At 67.2% G+C, this 14,866-nt stretch carries 15 protein-coding genes; 8 read left to right on the top strand and 7 right to left on the bottom strand.

Annotation, left to right across the window (positions count from 1 at the left end; genetic code table 11):
* The first annotated feature begins 82 nt into the window (after positions 1-82).
* A complete protein-coding gene (locus tag BKA25_RS21680; RefSeq protein ID WP_069853315.1) occupies positions 83-1,297 on the top strand; it encodes an acyltransferase family protein in 1,215 nt (404 codons plus the stop codon).
* A 25-nt stretch (positions 1,298-1,322) separates the two neighbouring features.
* Here the strand turns inward: BKA25_RS21680 and BKA25_RS21685 are convergent, their stop codons facing one another.
* From BKA25_RS21685 to BKA25_RS21695, 3 genes are read right to left on the bottom strand one after another with little or no spacing between them, the layout of a single operon-like run.
* Positions 1,323-1,796, bottom strand: a complete 474-nt coding sequence (locus BKA25_RS21685) for a hypothetical protein (protein ID WP_069847075.1) — start codon at positions 1,794-1,796, stop codon at positions 1,323-1,325.
* On the bottom strand, positions 1,793-3,205 hold the full coding sequence (locus BKA25_RS21690) for an ATP-binding protein (RefSeq protein ID WP_069847073.1): 1,413 nt from the start codon (positions 3,203-3,205) through the stop codon (positions 1,793-1,795). The genes BKA25_RS21685 and BKA25_RS21690 overlap by 4 nt, the downstream gene beginning before the upstream one ends.
* Entirely contained in the window at positions 3,202-3,876 is a 675-nt protein-coding gene (locus BKA25_RS21695; protein WP_069847072.1) for a response regulator, read from the bottom strand. Before BKA25_RS21695 ends, BKA25_RS21690 begins: the two co-directional genes overlap by 4 nt.
* A 112-nt stretch (positions 3,877-3,988) precedes the next feature.
* Between BKA25_RS21695 and BKA25_RS21700 the strand changes: the two genes are divergently transcribed.
* From BKA25_RS21700 to BKA25_RS21710, 3 genes are all read left to right on the top strand, one after another.
* Positions 3,989-4,750, top strand: coding sequence for an SGNH/GDSL hydrolase family protein (locus tag BKA25_RS21700; protein WP_069847070.1), 762 nt, complete (start codon positions 3,989-3,991; stop codon positions 4,748-4,750).
* 215 nt (positions 4,751-4,965) lie between these two features.
* Positions 4,966-5,709, top strand: a complete 744-nt coding sequence (locus tag BKA25_RS21705; protein WP_069847068.1) for a MerR family transcriptional regulator — start codon at positions 4,966-4,968, stop codon at positions 5,707-5,709.
* A 55-nt stretch (positions 5,710-5,764) separates the two neighbouring features.
* On the top strand, positions 5,765-6,403 hold the full coding sequence (locus BKA25_RS21710; protein ID WP_069847066.1) for a GOLPH3/VPS74 family protein: 639 nt from the start codon (positions 5,765-5,767) through the stop codon (positions 6,401-6,403).
* Between the two features lie 23 nt (positions 6,404-6,426).
* Here BKA25_RS21710 and BKA25_RS21715 read toward each other — a convergent pair whose 3' ends face one another.
* From BKA25_RS21715 to BKA25_RS21725, 3 genes are read right to left on the bottom strand one after another with little or no spacing between them, the layout of a single operon-like run.
* Positions 6,427-7,029 carry a response regulator transcription factor gene (locus BKA25_RS21715; protein WP_069847065.1) on the bottom strand — a complete coding sequence of 201 codons (603 nt, stop codon included), beginning with the start codon at positions 7,027-7,029 and terminating at the stop codon, positions 6,427-6,429.
* A complete protein-coding gene (locus BKA25_RS21720) occupies positions 7,026-8,186 on the bottom strand; it encodes a sensor histidine kinase (protein WP_216637795.1) in 1,161 nt (386 codons plus the stop codon). Before BKA25_RS21720 ends, BKA25_RS21715 begins: the two co-directional genes overlap by 4 nt.
* On the bottom strand, positions 8,186-8,410 hold the full coding sequence (locus tag BKA25_RS21725; RefSeq protein WP_069847063.1) for a hypothetical protein: 225 nt from the start codon (positions 8,408-8,410) through the stop codon (positions 8,186-8,188). Before BKA25_RS21725 ends, BKA25_RS21720 begins: the two co-directional genes overlap by 1 nt.
* Positions 8,411-8,573: 163 nt before the next feature.
* On the opposite strand from BKA25_RS21725, the gene BKA25_RS21730 reads away from it, so the two are divergent.
* The 3 genes from BKA25_RS21730 to BKA25_RS21740 all read left to right on the top strand — a co-directional run bounded on the left by BKA25_RS21730 (position 8,574) and on the right by BKA25_RS21740 (position 11,365).
* Complete coding sequence (locus tag BKA25_RS21730) at positions 8,574-9,458, top strand: ABC transporter ATP-binding protein (protein ID WP_069847061.1); 885 nt, start codon at positions 8,574-8,576, stop codon at positions 9,456-9,458.
* Between the two features lie 47 nt (positions 9,459-9,505).
* The gene (locus BKA25_RS21735) at positions 9,506-10,228 is read left to right on the top strand and encodes an ABC transporter permease (RefSeq protein ID WP_069847059.1); all 723 of its coding nucleotides are present in this window, start codon (positions 9,506-9,508) and stop codon (positions 10,226-10,228) included.
* Between the two features lie 429 nt (positions 10,229-10,657).
* Complete coding sequence (locus BKA25_RS21740) at positions 10,658-11,365, top strand: DUF3159 domain-containing protein (protein WP_236750498.1); 708 nt, start codon at positions 10,658-10,660, stop codon at positions 11,363-11,365.
* 478 nt (positions 11,366-11,843) lie between these two features.
* On the opposite strand, the gene BKA25_RS21745 is transcribed toward BKA25_RS21740, so the two are convergent.
* Positions 11,844-13,736, bottom strand: a complete 1,893-nt coding sequence (locus tag BKA25_RS21745) for a S9 family peptidase (protein WP_069847056.1) — start codon at positions 13,734-13,736, stop codon at positions 11,844-11,846.
* Between the two features lie 282 nt (positions 13,737-14,018).
* Here BKA25_RS21745 and BKA25_RS21750 point away from each other — a divergent pair, with 282 nt between their 5' ends.
* Positions 14,019-14,780 carry a MerR family transcriptional regulator gene (locus BKA25_RS21750; protein ID WP_069847055.1) on the top strand — a complete coding sequence of 254 codons (762 nt, stop codon included), beginning with the start codon at positions 14,019-14,021 and terminating at the stop codon, positions 14,778-14,780.
* The last annotated feature ends 86 nt before the right edge of the window (positions 14,781-14,866 follow it).

The raw sequence follows: 14,866 nt of genomic DNA on the forward strand, positions 1-14,866 counted from the left end.
CCCGCCGAGGTACCCACCGGCTGCGACCCGACTGCGACATCGCTCGGACGCCATCACGATCCACGCCCGCCACCGTTGGGGCATGACGCACGTTCACTCGGCCGAGCCTGCCGCGCGACCGCAGCGCGACCGGCCCTATGTGCCCTCCTTGGACGGGTTGCGCGGAGTCGCGATCCTCGGGGTACTGCTGTTCCACACCGGTCACCTCTCCGGTGGTTTCCTCGGGGTCGACCTGTTCTTCGTCCTGTCGGGTTACCTCATCACCGATCTACTGGTGCGGGAGGCCGAACGGTCGGGTCGTGTGTCGTTGACCCGGTTCTGGGGTCGCCGCTTGCGCCGACTACTGCCCGCGCTGGCCGTCATGCTCGGCTGCGTCACGGTGCTGGTCTGGGCATTCGAGGCACCGAGCCTGGTGCAGACCACGCTCTCCGATGGTCCGTGGGTACTGCTGAACGTCCTCAACTGGCATCTGCTCGCCGAGTCGGCAGGCTATTGGGACCGATTCGGGTCCGACCGGGTGTTCGAGCACCTGTGGAGCATCGCGGTCGAAGAGCAGTTCTACCTGGTGTGGCCGGTCGTCGTCCTGGTCCTCGCCCGGTGGCGGCACCGGGTTTCCCACCGGGTCGCGGTGGTCGCCGTGCTTGCGTCGGTCGGCTCGCTACTGCTGATGATGCTGCTGCACAACCCCGCCGATCCGAGTCGGGTGTACACCGGCACCGACACCCGGGCGTTCGCCCTGCTGCTCGGCGCGCTGGTCGCCTGCTACGGGGCACGCGCCGGAAAGGCCACGGTGGGCGGGCGCTGGGCGTCACCGCTATCGGCGCTGCTCGCGGTCGGTCTGGGTGCCTCCTGGTTCCTCGTCGATGGAGTGGGCACCGAATGGTTGTTCCCCGGCGGACTACTCCTACATTCGCTGGCCGCCGCGTTGCTGATCGGGTTATGTGTGCAGCTGCCGCAGACCTGGACCGCTCGGGCGTTGGCCTGGGGGCCGCTGCGCTGGCTCGGGACGATCTCCTACAGCCTCTATCTGTGGCACTGGCCCGTCATCGTGTTGCTCTCGCCCACGCAGACCGGGCTCGACGGCTGGCCGCACACGGTGGTGGTGTGTGTGGTCTCGGTCGGGCTGGCCGCACTGTCGAAATACCTGGTGGAGGATCCGATCCGCTTCCACGCGCGGTGGGCGCGCGGCCGCAGCGGGCTCCTCGTCCTGGCCGCGCTGGTGGTGTCGCTGCTGCTCTTGTGGCTCGCGCTGCCCGCCCCGCCACCGATCGCCATCGACCTCACCGAACTGAGTTGAGTCGACCGACTGCGGATCTGCCCATTCAGCCGTGCAGTGGGCAGGTCCGTAATTCCTCCGACTCCGGGGTGGACAGCGTGAAGCGGACCTGAACCTGCAGATCGGGTGCGCCGCCGCCCTGCACATGCACGGCCAGCGCGGTGCACACGATCTGATCGATGCCCAGCGGCGTCACGTCATCGATCGTCAGGGGCACCATGATCTGCAGGACGCCGGGACGGGCGATCATCATGACCCGAGTCGTGTCGGTCGCCGCGATCTCGGTGCGCAGCCCGGAATCGCCGGGTCCCGCGATCAGCAACGACATCGCCTCGGACACCGTCCCCAGCACGCCGGTATCCCGCAGTTGTGGTGTGAGCGCTCCGTCATCGTCGACGAAATACAGCATCGGCCCGGGTGCCACCCCGGTCGGGGCCGGACCCGCATCGGTCACCGCCGAGGTCGAGATCCCGCAGCCCGTGAGCAACAGGACCAGTAACGCCAACCAGGTCCGTTTCACAGCTCCTCCTCCAGACGCGGTAGCCGCAACAGGAATCGGGCACCACCGCCGTCGGCGTTGCCCGCGGTGAGGTCACCGCCATGCAGCCGGGCGTTCTCCAAGGCGATCGCGAGCCCGAGCCCGCTGCCCGGGGTCCGGGTTCGGGCGGCGTCGGCCTTGTAGAACCGGTCGAACACCTGGGGCAGAACCTGCTCCGGCAGGCCGGCACCACTGTCGACGACCTCGATCCACACCTGGTCGGCACCTGCCCAGGCCCGTAGGCGCACCGGATCGGCGCCGTGCCGTAGGGCGTTGCCTGCCAGATTGGCCACGATGACATCGAGCCTGCGTCGATCCAGCCGCAGCCGGATTCCCGTCGGGATCTGGACGTCGATGCGATCCAGCCAATCGCGGGCGCGCAGGCAGTCCCGCACGACGACCGCCAGGTCGACCTCCTCGGGATGCAACACGGCGGTTCCCGCGTCGAAGCGGGACACGGCCATCAGATCCTCGACGAGCCGCACCAGCCGGTGGGTCTCGGTGATCGCCAGCTGAGCCGACTCCCTGGCGTCGTCCTCCATCCCGTCGGCGGTGGTGGCCAGCACCTCCACCACCGCCGTCAAGGTGCTCAGCGGGGTGCGGAGTTCGTGGGAGACGTCGGCGGCGAATCGTCTGGCGTCGTCCTGCATCCGCTGCATCCGCGCCATGGAGGTCTGCACGGCCTCGGCCATCTCGTTGACGGTGGCCGTCAGCTCCGCCAGTTCATCGGTGCCCCTCGGCGCCGATCGCGCGTCGAGGTCGCCGGAGGCGAGGCGACGAGCGGTATCGCGCAACGTGCGCACCGGGCGCAGCACACTGCGGGCGGCCAGCAGGGCCAGCAGGGTCGCGGGCAGCAGCACCACGGCGGCGGTGCCTGCGGCCGATCCGGCCAGGGCGTGGATCTCCTGTTCGACATCGCTCAGATCGCGTGCCGTGTACACCTCTATTCCCGAGGCCGTGCGCGTTCCGTCCGGGGAGGTGGTCATGACGGGCATGCCGACCAACAGCCAGGGTCGGTCGTCGGCGTCGACCCGCTGGGTGACGATCCGGTTCCCGGTGCGGACGGCGTTGCGGAGCTCTCCGGTGATCAGATCCGGGCCGCTGCCCGCCATGGAAGCGAGGTCCTCGTGCCGCACCATCGTGTCGGCGCCGACGGCGAGACGCAGTCGATCGAGATCGGCCTGATCGGGCGGAAAGGTCAGGGTGGGTGCGATGGCGGCGATCTGGCCCGCGATGTTCTCGGTGATCCGATCCTCGGTCGAGACGACCAGGGCGTTGCTCGCCGCTCCGGCGCTCGCCCACGCCGCCGCGGCCGCCCCCAAGACGGTCACCGTCACGAAGGCGATCAGCAGCCGGGCCCGCAGGCCCCGGGGCCACGGTCGCCAACTCATACCGGCCCGAACCGATAGCCGAAGCCCCGGACGGTCTGCACGTACTCGGGTCTCGCCGGGCTGATCTCGATCTTCGCGCGTAACCGCTGCACACAGTTGTCGACGAGCCGGGAATCACCGAGATAGTGGTGTTCCCAGACCTCTTCGAGCAGCTGTTGCCTGCCGAACACCCGGCCGGGCGCACGGGACAGCGTCAACAACAGCCGGAACTCGGTCGGGGTCAACGACACCGGGGCGCCCCGGAGCGAGACCGTCAGGGCCACGGTGTCGATGTGCAGGTCGCGGTGCGCTCGAACGCCGTCGTGCGGACCGTTGCTGCGGCGCAGCACCGCACGGATGCGGGCATCGAGCACGGTCGGCTGCACGGGTTTGACGACATAGTCGTCGGCTCCCGCAGCCAGGCCGCCGACCACGTCGAAATCGTCGCCTCGGGCGGTCAGCATGATCACCGGCACCTCGCCCGCCGCTCGGATCCGGCGGCACACCTCGAATCCGTCGATTCCCGGCAGCATCAGATCGAGCACCACCAGATCCGGCGGCGTTGTGGCGAACTCGCGCAGCCCGGCCTCCCCGGTATCAGCGGTGCGCACGTCGTGACCGTGTCGCCGCAGCGCGAGCTGCATGCCGCGTCGGACCAAGGGGTCGTCCTCGATGAGTAGAAGAGCCGCCACCGGGCCAGTATGAGCAGGCGGCTGGGCCGATCGAGGCAGAGCTGCGCGCCCGCGACACGACTGCGACACAGCGGCGGAGTTCCCGGGACTCGGCGCGGCCACAGTCGAGGCCATGTCCAAGACACCCAGCCTCGTCCTCGTTCTGACCGGTCTGATCCTGTCGACCGCATCCTGTGCCGGTGAATCCACCGCGACCGATACCAGCGCCGACCTCGCCGAAGCGGACCCGTTCACCGTGTTGCTGATCGGCGACTCCATCGCGGAGGGCGCGGCATTGCCGTTGACCGAGGCCTTCGCCCAGGCGGGCGCCCGGTTCCAGTCGCTGGCCGCCGTGGGCGGCGGCAACGTCGTCGGCCCGTTCGCCGAGGAGAACTGGGCCGAGCTACCCACGGAGATCGCCGAAGCCGACGCGGACGTTGTCCTCTACCAACTCACCACCTACGACTGGGGAACCCGGGAAGAACAGGAAGCCGGTTACGAACGACTGTCGACCACGGTCACCGAGGCCGACGCGGAACTGATCTTCGTCACCGCGCCCCCGATTCGGCCCGATGACTTCTACGAGCCACACATGGCGGATCTCGAACGCGCCCCGGAGGCCGCACGAGCCGTCGCGCAACGGTCCGAGGGCCGGGCGATCGTGCTCGATGCGCAAGAGGTGTGGGGCGCCGAGTACTCGGAGGTCCGGGAGGGCAAGCCGGACCGCAATCCCGACGGAATCCACCTCTGCCCGCAGGGCGCCGCCCGGCACGCGCAGTGGCTCCTGACCGAGTTGGCGGACCGGTACCCGACTTTCGCGCCGCCGCCCGCCGAGGAGTGGGCCAACAGCGGTTGGTCGGGCGACGACCACTTCGGGGCGTGCGCAGGCGAGTAGGCGGATCTTCCGGGGCTGCCCCGCAGGTCACGGTCGGACCCAGACCGGCTGATCGCCTGCGGCGGCCACCCGCCGTCGCAGGTGATCATGATCCGAGTCACTTCCGCTCGAACATCCGCCGCTCGCCCTTGACTATGCCGCGACGGCAGGGTTTGGACTGGTCCTCGTCAACGTGGACGCGTTGACGTCAACCGGTTCAACGAGGAGCGGCAGTCATGGCGTGGAGCACTCGTCAGGTGGCGGAACTCGCCGGCACGACGGTGCGGGCGGTGCGGCACTACCACCAGGTCGGTCTACTCGATGAGCCCGAACGCGCCGCCAACGGCTACAAGCAGTACGGCGCCGCCCACCTGGTACGCCTGTTGCGGATCAAGCGGCTGAGCGACCTCGGGTTCTCGCTGGCCGAGATCGCCGAGATGGGCGACACCGACCAGCATCCGGAAGCCGCGCTGCGCACGCTGGATCGCGAACTCGAGGCGACCATCGAAAGTCTGCGCCGCATTCGTGCCGAGCTGAGTCTGATCCTGCAACAGACCGCGCCGCTTGATCTGCCACCCGGGCTGGTGCCCGCCTCGGTCACCGCCACATTGTCCGAGACCGACCGCGCCATGTTCGTCGTGATGAGCAGAACGCTTCCGCCCGCACTGTTCGCGGCGTACGCCGAGGTGCTGCAACGCGATCCCGTGGACCCCATGGGCGAGGAATTCGCGCAGTTGCCCGCCGACGCCGACGAGCGCACCCGCCGCATGCTGGCCGAACGGATGAGCGCCGTGGCGGACGCGCTCGTGTCGCTGCACCCCGCGCTGGGGAATCGCAAGAAACTCGATGCGGACAACAGACCGCGCACGACGCAGACCATCGAGACCGCCGTCCGTGCCCTGTACAACCCGGCGCAGATCGACGTGTTGGAGCGCATCCGTCGAGGTGTCACGACCGCACCGCATCGAGCACCGGTCTGATCCGACCCGAAACCGGCACATCGTGCCCTGCCCTGACCGAATCCGAGGAGTCGACATGACGTGGACCCTGCCCCAACGAATGTTCCTGTTGAGCTACGACCTGGACCGCAGCAAGCTCGATTCCGAGAGCGTGCTGGTTCGGGGTCAGCTGATGCGCGCCGCCGCCGTGGCCCAGCTGACCATCGACGGACTGCTCGTCGACGACGATGGCAAGGCCGTGCGCAACACCGTCGAACCGCCCGCCGACGCGTTCCTCGCCGAGGTGCTGGACCACGTCTCGGCGAAACCACGGAAGTGGTTCGCGCTGGTGGATCGCCATTGGCACACCTCGGAGAACACGGTGCGGGACCAGTTGGCGGAGTCGGGGGCCATCACCATCCACCGCAGTCGGACGCTCGGGGTCTTCCCGACCACCCAGATCATCCTCGACAACACCGCGCCGGTCGCAGCGCTGCGCGAGACGGTGCGCAACGTGGTGTTGCTCGGACAAGACCCCACCACGGTCGCGCTGCCCGAGGTCGTGCTGGCGGTGCTCGCCGTCGAAGGCGACGTCTGCTGTGTGTTCACCCGCAAGGAGCGCCGGGAGCACAAGCGGACGATCGCGGGGCTGACCGAGTACGTCGACGAGGTCCTGCCCGGTCTGCGTCGGGCGTTGGTGCTGTCCATGGCCGCGCGGCGAGCGGGCGCGGCCTGATCCTCGCGACCGGTTGCCGCGAACTACAACCAGTTGTGGCTGCGCGCGTACCGGGCCGCCTCGTGTCGGGTCCTGGTCTGGGTCTTCTGCATCGCGTTGGACAGGTAGTTGCGCACGGTGCCCAGGGCCAGGTGCAGCTGTTTGGCGATGTCGGCGGCCGAATAGCCCTCCGAGGTCGCCCGCAGTACGTCGATCTCGCGTTCGGTCAGCGGGCAGTCGTCGACCACGGCGAGCGCGGAGACGTCCGGGTCGATCCACCGTTTGCCCGCGTGCAACGCCTTGATGACCGAGGCGATATGCGCGGGCTCCGCCGACTTGCTGACGAAGCCCTGGACTCCCAGTTTCAAGGCCTTTCGCAGCACGCCGGGCTTGGCATGTCGGGTGAGCATCAGGATCACCTGCTCTGGCCGGTCGCGGCGGATCTCCGCCACCGCGCCGAGTCCGTCCACATTGGGCATCTCCAGATCGATGACCAGGACGTCGGGGCGATGTTCCAGCGTGGCGGTCACGGCCTGGGCGCCGTCCTCGGCCTCCGCGAGCACGGTGATCTCGGCTTCCAGCGGCAACAGGGCGGCCATCGCCTTGCGGAGTAGGACCTCGTCGTCGGCCAACACCACGGTCGTCATCGGCTGTTCTTCCCCGCTTCGGTCTCGGCGGTGCGGCGCAGGTTCGGGAACCGGGCAATGGTGTGGAAACTACCGTCCTGCTGTTGCACGTCCAGCTCGCCGCCGCTGCCCGCGAGCCGTTCGCGCAGCGTGGCAAGCCCGCGCAGATTCGGAAGTGGCTCGTCAGGCGCGCCGTCGTTGACGATGACGATGCCGCCTGCCGACAGCGTGATCCGGACCTGCTTGGCCTCGGCGTGGCGCAGGATGTTGGTGGTCGTCTCGCGGAGGACCTGGCCGAGCAGTTGACTCACACCCGGGTCGACCTCGGCCTGCCGGGTGACGCGCACCCGGATACCCGCCGCCTCGAAGAGGTTCTTCGCGTTCTCCAGCTCGGCGCTGAGATTCAGCTGCCGCTGCGCGTAGGCGAGTTCCTTGGTCTGTTTGATCGTGTCGCCCACCAGGGCGTGCACCTCCCGCAGTTCCTCCGCCGCGCGGTCGACGTCCACCCGCACCAGCTTCTCCGCCAAGGCGACCTTGAGCTTCACGACGTGCAGGGTGTGTCCCTGGATGTCGTGCAGGTCGCTGGCGAACCGGGCCCGTTCCCGGGCGACCGCGACCTCGCCCTCCCGCTCCCTGGCCTGCTCGACCTCCTCGAACAGCGCCATGAACGCGCGATTGGCCGCCATGAGTCCGGTGGTGATCGAGATGATCACAGCAGGAAGGAACGCGAAGAAGACCACGATCCTGACCGTGTCCCCCTCGGTGACCAGCAGTCTGCCCAGACCGATCAGGCCCGCGAAGGCCACGAACCCGACCGTGGCAATGACCCGATGGCGTGGCAGCGCCGAGATCACCAGGGGAGCCAGGATGGTGGTGCCGTAGGAGGCGCTCGGCGCATCCGCGATGAAGGCGCCCGCGACCCACACCGACAAGGTGACGACCAGACACGGCACCGCGAAGCGCTCGAGATCGCCCATCGCCCATCGCTGAGCCGCGAGCAACCCGGCCGCCACACCCGCCGACAGGATCGCGGCGTGCACCCAGGTCTGGGATTCGACGGCGACCAGCAGGATGCCGGCCGGGCCGAGAGCCGCCAGCACGCTGATGACGTTCAGCCTGCGCAGCCGTCCGCGTGTCGACGAGGGGTTCTCCTGCTCGTCCTTGGGCAGCGCGATCACTAGTCCTCATCCCGTTCGTTGAGACTGAGCAGCGAGACTCCCAGCCCACTGATCACGGCCACGGCGGCGGAGGTCCACATCGCCCACTCATTGCCCCCGAGCCAGGATCCGAGCCCGTCGGGCAACAACCCGGTGCCCACGCGATTCAGGAAGAACAGCACGCACACCAGGACGAAGACCGTCGTCAGGACGGTCAGCAAGATGCGTAGTGGCCGGGTGTTCATGATCGGGCTCCGAATCCGAGGAACAGCATCCGGCGAAGTATCGCCCCCGCCCCTGACCAGCCACCAGTGACACAGCGTCATACCTACCCGGGTGGAATGTCATGCCGCAGTCATGACGCAGGCACACTGCCCGTGACGCGTCGAGAAGACTGGAATAGGTGCCATGACCTCGACGCCAGTAATCGACGTAGAACGCCTGAATCTCAAGTACGGCGATTTCCACGCGGTGAAGGACCTCTCCTTCCAGGTGAGCAGGGGCGAGCTGTACGCCCTGCTCGGCACCAACGGAGCGGGCAAGACCTCCACCCTGGAGATCATCGAAGGCCACCGCAAGCCGACCTCGGGCACCGTGCGGGTCTTCGGGCAGAGCCCTCGGGACCGGGTGGCCGTGCGCCCCAAGATGGGCGTGATGCTGCAGGAGAGCGGCTTCTCCCCCGACCTGACGGTCAAGGAGTCCGTCGCGCTGATCGGCAAGCTCACCCAGCGCACCGACACCGTCGACCGGGTGCTGAGCATCGTCGACCTCACCCGCAAGGCGAGCACCCAGGTCTCCCAGCTCTCCGGTGGTGAGAAGCGCAGGCTGGACTTCGCCACCGCCGTCTACGGCACCCCCGAGCTGATCTTCCTCGACGAGCCGACCACCGGCTTGGACATCCAGTCCCGAGACGACCTCTGGGAAGCCGTCGACAAGCTGCGGGAGGACGGCAGCACCATCGTCCTGACCACGCACTATCTGGAGGAGGCCCAGCAGCGTGCCGACCGGATCGGCCTGATGCACCGCGGCAGCTTCCACCAGGAGGGCACGGTCTCGGAGCTGACGCAGACGCTGCCCGCCGTCATCAGCTTCTTCCTGCCGCCGCACACGCCCGCGTTGCCGCTGCCCGCCGAACGCGAGAGCGATGGAAGGTTCCTCATCAAGACGACCGACCGGCAGCGAGACCTGTACGTCCTGCTGCGTTGGGCGCTGGAGAACTCCGTGCAGCTGCGGGACCTCGAAGCGGGGCCGACCCGGCTCGACGACGTCTTCCGCTCCATCGGCAGCGACTGACCACAGCCTTCTCCTCTTCCTTTCGCACGAGAACGGATCTCTTCACCATGCTTTCGATCGCCCGCAGTGAGCTTGTCCAACTATTTCGGAACAAAGCCGTTCTGCTCACCATGTTCATCATTCCCGTCGCGATGGCGGGGTTCTTCATCTACCAGCATGAGCTCTTCGAATCGCTCGGCGGCGGCCTCGGCGCCATCGCCGCCATCATGATCTTCTATGTCGCAGGCCTCGGCCTTTACACCACCGCGGTGACCACGCTGGCCTCTCGCAGACAGAATCTCTTCCTCAAGCGGCTGCGGTCCACCGCAGCGAGTGATTCCACTATTCTCTTCGGCCTGATGCTTCCCGTGGTCGTCATCTCGGTGCTGCAGTCGGTCGTGATCCTCGGCGTGCTCGGTGTGGTCGCAGGCGCACCGGGCGACATCCTGATGCTGGTGCTGGCGGTGCTCTCGCTGTTCGTGATGATGGTCGGATTGGCCCTGGCCACGGCCGGTATCACCAACTCCCCGGAGCACGCCCAGGTGACCACGCTGCCCATCGGCGTCGGCACCGTCGCCCTGGCGAGCTGGATCGGCTTCGCAGGTGGCGGGGACCTGCAGATTCTGCAGCGGGTTCTGCCCGGCGGTTCGGCCGCCGAGCTGATCGTCGAGTCGTGGAACGGTGGCATCTCGCTCTCGGATTCGCTGCCGCTGTTGATTCCCACGGCGGCCTGGATCGTCGTTTCCGTGGTGTTGGCCATTCGGTACTTCCGGTGGGAGCCGCGCCGCTGAGCACGAAGGTCAGCGGCCGGTCTTTCGGGCCGGAGCACCACAGCTGTTTTATTGACACCGGCTGCCGCCGAACCCATTGCGGTGGCCGGTGGACGCCCTCGATATCCGAGCAGTGATATTCCGGTTTCGGATACCTCGAACGCCGGCGCACCAACCCGCTCAAGCGATTCACCTCCCGCGCTGATCCGCCGATTCCCGGCAACCGGCGAGAAATCGGCATTACGCGCCTGACATCCTCGAACATCCGATCACGGACAGAACACGAGGTCAGCGCGGTTTCGCATCGGGGTCGCGTTACACGACCAGTCACTATTCGTGTCTCACGTCACACGCTCTCAGCTTGAGTGTGCCCTTACGTCACCGTCTTTCCTTGATCCAGGCAAGCCACGACCACCCGGGTCGAGGCGAATCGGGAGTTGATCACAAACCATGTCTGAGAACCGCCACCCCCAGATGAGGCCCGAGCAGGACGCAACGGAGGTCCACCCCACGATCGCCCCGACGGAGGCCCCACCCGCGACGCCCACGCTCCTCGAACAGTCCGGGGGCGTGTCCGGCGCGATCTACGCCGGAATCCCGGTGGTGGTGTTCGTCGTCGCCAACAGTGCCTGGGGCCTCACGATGGCCATCTGGCTCTCGGTCGGCGCCGCCGTACTGATCACCCTGGTGCAGCTGTTGCGCAAGGTCCCCTTCAGTCAGGCCAGCTCCGGCCTGATCGGCGTGGGCATCTGTGTGCTCCTGGCGCAGCTGACCGGATCGGCCGATGGCTTCTTCCTGTTCGGCATCTGGTCGAGCCTGGTCTTCGCCGTGGTCAGCCTGCTCACCATGGTGCTGCGTTGGCCGCTGGCCGGTGTCATCGGTGGCCTGACCAACGGCAAGGGCAACGTCTGGCGCGAGGACAAGCCGTCGATGCGCGCCTACAACATCGCCACCCTCGCCCTCGTCGCCATGTTCGCCTCCCGCTTCGTGGTCCAGCAGTGGCTCTTCGTCGAGGAGAGCACCGGTTGGCTGGCCGTCGCCGACATCGTCATGGGCTTCCCGTTGCTCGCCGTCGCAGGCTTGGTCGTGGTGTGGGCGGTCCGCTTCTCCACCAAGCGACTCAAGGCGCTCGAAGAGCAGCCGGTCCAGAACGGCTGAAGCACCCGCACCGCCGCAGCACCCTCCCCCTGCAGCTAGGCCAGGCAAGGCACGCACGAGACAGAGGATCGGCGCGATCATGGATCTGACGGAGCTCAAGCCGCTACCGGCGAGTCCTCCCTCCGCAGTCCGCTCGCTCGCCCATCGGTTCGCCGCCGATCCGCTGCCCGTGACCTGCACCCCTCGATACACCGACGCCGCAGCGCCGACCGCGTCCACCGAGTCGCGGTCGGAGACGACCGCTCCCCGCAGGCGCAACCTGATGCGGACGAGGTCCTACCCCGCTCGGCAGGCCCCCGATTCAGCGTGTGGAAGGAAAGTGGTCCCCGCCAGGTACCACCGCCCGCTCTCCCCCGCACCACGACTGTCGACAATGCGATGGAGCATCGGAACGCAGCAACGCCCGAGCTCCACCGCGGCTGTCCACCTCGTCAATCCCCCGGCGCGGAATCTCCGGACGCGCGAGGCCTACAGCGGCTCAGCCCTCGGCCTGCCGACCGCCCAGGTGTTGCGCGAGGAAACGCTCCACCCTTCGGAACATGTCGATCTGGTTCTCCGGGTTGACGAAGCCGTGTCCCTCGTTGTTCTTGACCAGGTATTCGACGTCGACGCCCCTGGCTCGCAACGCTTCGACGATGTTGTCGGACTCGGCCTTGACCACCCGCACGTCGTTGGCGCCCTGCACCACCATCAGCGGCGTGCGGATCTGATCGACCCGGCTGATCGGCGAGCGGGCCAGCATGTCGGCGTACTGCTCCGGATCGTCGGGATCCCCGACATAACGGAACCAGTTGTTGATCAACTGATACTTCACGAAGGACGGGAGAGTCTGCATGAAGGTGGCGAGGTTGGAGATGCCGACGTAGTCGATGGCTGCGGCGAACAGGTCCGGGGTGAAGGTCACCCCGACCAGCGTCGCGTAGCCGCCGTAGGAACCGCCGAAGATCCCGAGTCGTTTCGGGTCTGCATAGCCCCGAGCAACCGCCCATTCGACAGCGTCGACCAGGTCGTGGTGCATCGCCCCGGCGAACTCGCCGATCGCGGCCTGCATATGGGCCTTGCCGTAGCCCACCGAGCCTCGGAAGTTCACCTGCAACACCGCATAACCACGGTTGGCCAGCAGTTGGACGTTCGCCTTGAAATTCCAGAAATCGCGCGCCCACGGGCCACCGTGCGGCAGCAGCACCAGGGGCAGTCCGACCGGCTCGATGCCCACCGGCAGCGTCAGGTAGGAGGGCAGCGGCCTGCCGTCCCGCGCGGTGATCGTCACCGGGACCATCGGCGCCAGCGTCTCGGGATCGAGATTCGGGTACGCCGTGAACAGCAGTCGGCTCCGGCCGGTGGCATGGTCGTAGAACCAGGTCGCACCCGGCTGCCGGTCGTGGAGGAACGAGACGACCCACCGTTGTCCACTCCGGTCGGAGGACATCTCGCCGAGGTCGCCCTCCGAGAGGGCCGTCAGCCTCTCCAGGATCACCGCGAAATCCGGATCCACCGCCTGGATCACCTGCCGCTCCCCGAGATAGCGCACCCCGAGCAGTTCCCCGGTCCCTCGGCTACGGATCAGCGGCGAGGTGGTCTGCAGGACCGCTCGGCGGACCCCATCGAGTTCCAAGGTCGGGTGGCTGTCGACCTCCGTCTCCTCTCCGGTGGTCAGGTCGAGCCGGGCCAACCGGGTGAGATCGCGATCCCGGCTGGACCCGATCCACACCCCCGTGCCGTCGGCGGCGAGTTCGAAGGGGGCGACATCCAACGGGTAGTCGATGCCGTCGAACACCGCGATGGGTTCGGGTTGCCCGTCCGCGCCCTTCCAACGCGACACCACGATGTCGCCGTCGGCGGACAGGGTGCGGGCGAACAGCTCACCGTCGGGCGTGTGCAGCCAGCTGGTGACGTGCCCCGGGTTCTCCGCGAGCACCGTCAGCTCACCCGAGGCGATGTCCAGTTCGAGCAGGTCGAATTCGGCGACGTCGCGGTTGTTGAGTTGCAGCAATGCCTTTCCCGGCCGACCGGGCGGCTGCTCGAAACCGACGACCCTTGCTTTGGGGAACGGCGTGAGATCGACCGCCGGGGCCGCCGAGTCGGTCAGGTCGACGCGGAACACATGGTGGTTCTCATCGCCGCCGGTGTCCTGGAAGTACAGCAGCCAACGCTGATCACCGGCCCACTGGAAATTGGTGACGCTGCGGGTCTCGTCGGCGGTCACACACCGCGCCTCGGTATCGGAATCCAACGATTGGACCCAGACGTTCAACCGATTCTTCCACGGCGCCAGATAAGCGAGCAGCGTACCGTCCGGCGAGATCGAAGCACCCAATTTTCCGGGCGGGTTGAACAGTTCTTCGACGGGAATGATATCTGGCAGTGCCATGCGGATTCCTTTGCTCTGGAACTGTCTCGGACTTGCCGCAGTGCGCCATCTCGGCTCACTGTCGCATTCGACGGCGATGACGGACTTCGAAGCACTTCGGCATTGCCACAAGGCAAAACGATGCCGTCACGGCATACTCAAGACATTCGACGCAAATGTGAGGCGCCTCACCAGCCGCCCACTCGAGCACGGCTTGACCCTGCCGCAAGGGCATGGTTTTCACTGGCCGTTGCCGGCGCAGTTATCTCGTCGGGATCCGGCGAAACCGAAGGAGCGGCAATCATGGCGTGGAGCACTCGTCAGATCGCCGAGCTCACGAATACGACTGTGAAAACCATCCGACATTATCACAAGGTCGAGCTGCTGGCCGAGCCGGAACGCGGCTCCAATGGTTACAAGCGATATACCGTCGCACATCTGACCCAAGTACTTCGGATCAAACGACTCGCCGAACTCGGCTTCTCGCTGGCGCAGATCGGCGAGATGGGTGACACCGACGAACATCTCGGGCAGGCGTTGCGGGTACTGGATGCCGAGTTGGCCGAGACCATCGACCGACTCCAGCGGGTCCGGGCCGAACTCGCGGTGCTCCTCCACAACGCGGGACCAACCGACCTACCACTCGAACTGGGTGGCTTCATCGCCACCAAGAAGCTGCCCGAGGCGGACCGCTCATTGACCGTCGTCGTCAGCCGGGTCCTCGGGCCCGCCGCGCTCGACGCCTACCAGGAGATCCTGCGGGAGCACTGCGACGAGGCGCTCAGCACCGCGTTCGAGCAGTTGCACGCCGACACCGACGAGTCGACCCGCCGGGAGTTGGCCGCGCGGCTCGTCGAGCACATCCAGGCTCTCGACGCCGAGCACCCCGGTCTGCTTCGACCGATCGTCGGCGCCGGTAATGACGCGCAGTTCACCTCGAACACCATCAGGCTGGCGATCAACGATCTCTACCACCCGGCTCAGACCGACGTCCTGGACCGCGTGCAGCGCGGATTGCGCTCCGCCGTGATCGCGCAGCAGGGGAACTCCCCGCTGGTCGGCTGATCGGCCTCCCGAATCTCGCCGCCTGCGGGCGCAACTCAGACACCACCACCAGACCGAAGCACCGCTGAGCAGGCCAGTTCCACGCT

This window comes from Actinoalloteichus hymeniacidonis (genome assembly GCF_014203365.1).
Classification (GTDB): Bacteria; Actinomycetota; Actinomycetes; order Mycobacteriales; family Pseudonocardiaceae; genus Actinoalloteichus_A; species Actinoalloteichus_A hymeniacidonis.

Bases quoted from the DNA above. Each gene is read 5' to 3' on its own strand.
- BKA25_RS21680 (WP_069853315.1), top strand. From the start codon at position 83: ATGACGCACGTTCACTCGGCCGAGCCTGCCGCGCGACCGCAGCGCGAC.
- BKA25_RS21690 (WP_069847073.1), bottom strand. From the start codon at position 3,205: ATGAGTTGGCGACCGTGGCCCCGGGGCCTGCGGGCCCGGCTGCTGATC.
- BKA25_RS21700 (WP_069847070.1), top strand. From the start codon at position 3,989: ATGTCCAAGACACCCAGCCTCGTCCTCGTTCTGACCGGTCTGATCCTG.
- BKA25_RS21705 (WP_069847068.1), top strand. From the start codon at position 4,966: ATGGCGTGGAGCACTCGTCAGGTGGCGGAACTCGCCGGCACGACGGTG.
- BKA25_RS21710 (WP_069847066.1), top strand. From the start codon at position 5,765: ATGACGTGGACCCTGCCCCAACGAATGTTCCTGTTGAGCTACGACCTG.
- BKA25_RS21715 (WP_069847065.1), bottom strand. From the start codon at position 7,029: ATGACGACCGTGGTGTTGGCCGACGACGAGGTCCTACTCCGCAAGGCG.
- BKA25_RS21725 (WP_069847063.1), bottom strand. From the start codon at position 8,410: ATGAACACCCGGCCACTACGCATCTTGCTGACCGTCCTGACGACGGTC.
- BKA25_RS21730 (WP_069847061.1), top strand. From the start codon at position 8,574: ATGACCTCGACGCCAGTAATCGACGTAGAACGCCTGAATCTCAAGTAC.
- BKA25_RS21735 (WP_069847059.1), top strand. From the start codon at position 9,506: ATGCTTTCGATCGCCCGCAGTGAGCTTGTCCAACTATTTCGGAACAAA.
- BKA25_RS21740 (WP_236750498.1), top strand. From the start codon at position 10,658: ATGTCTGAGAACCGCCACCCCCAGATGAGGCCCGAGCAGGACGCAACG.
- BKA25_RS21745 (WP_069847056.1), bottom strand. From the start codon at position 13,736: ATGGCACTGCCAGATATCATTCCCGTCGAAGAACTGTTCAACCCGCCC.
- BKA25_RS21750 (WP_069847055.1), top strand. From the start codon at position 14,019: ATGGCGTGGAGCACTCGTCAGATCGCCGAGCTCACGAATACGACTGTG.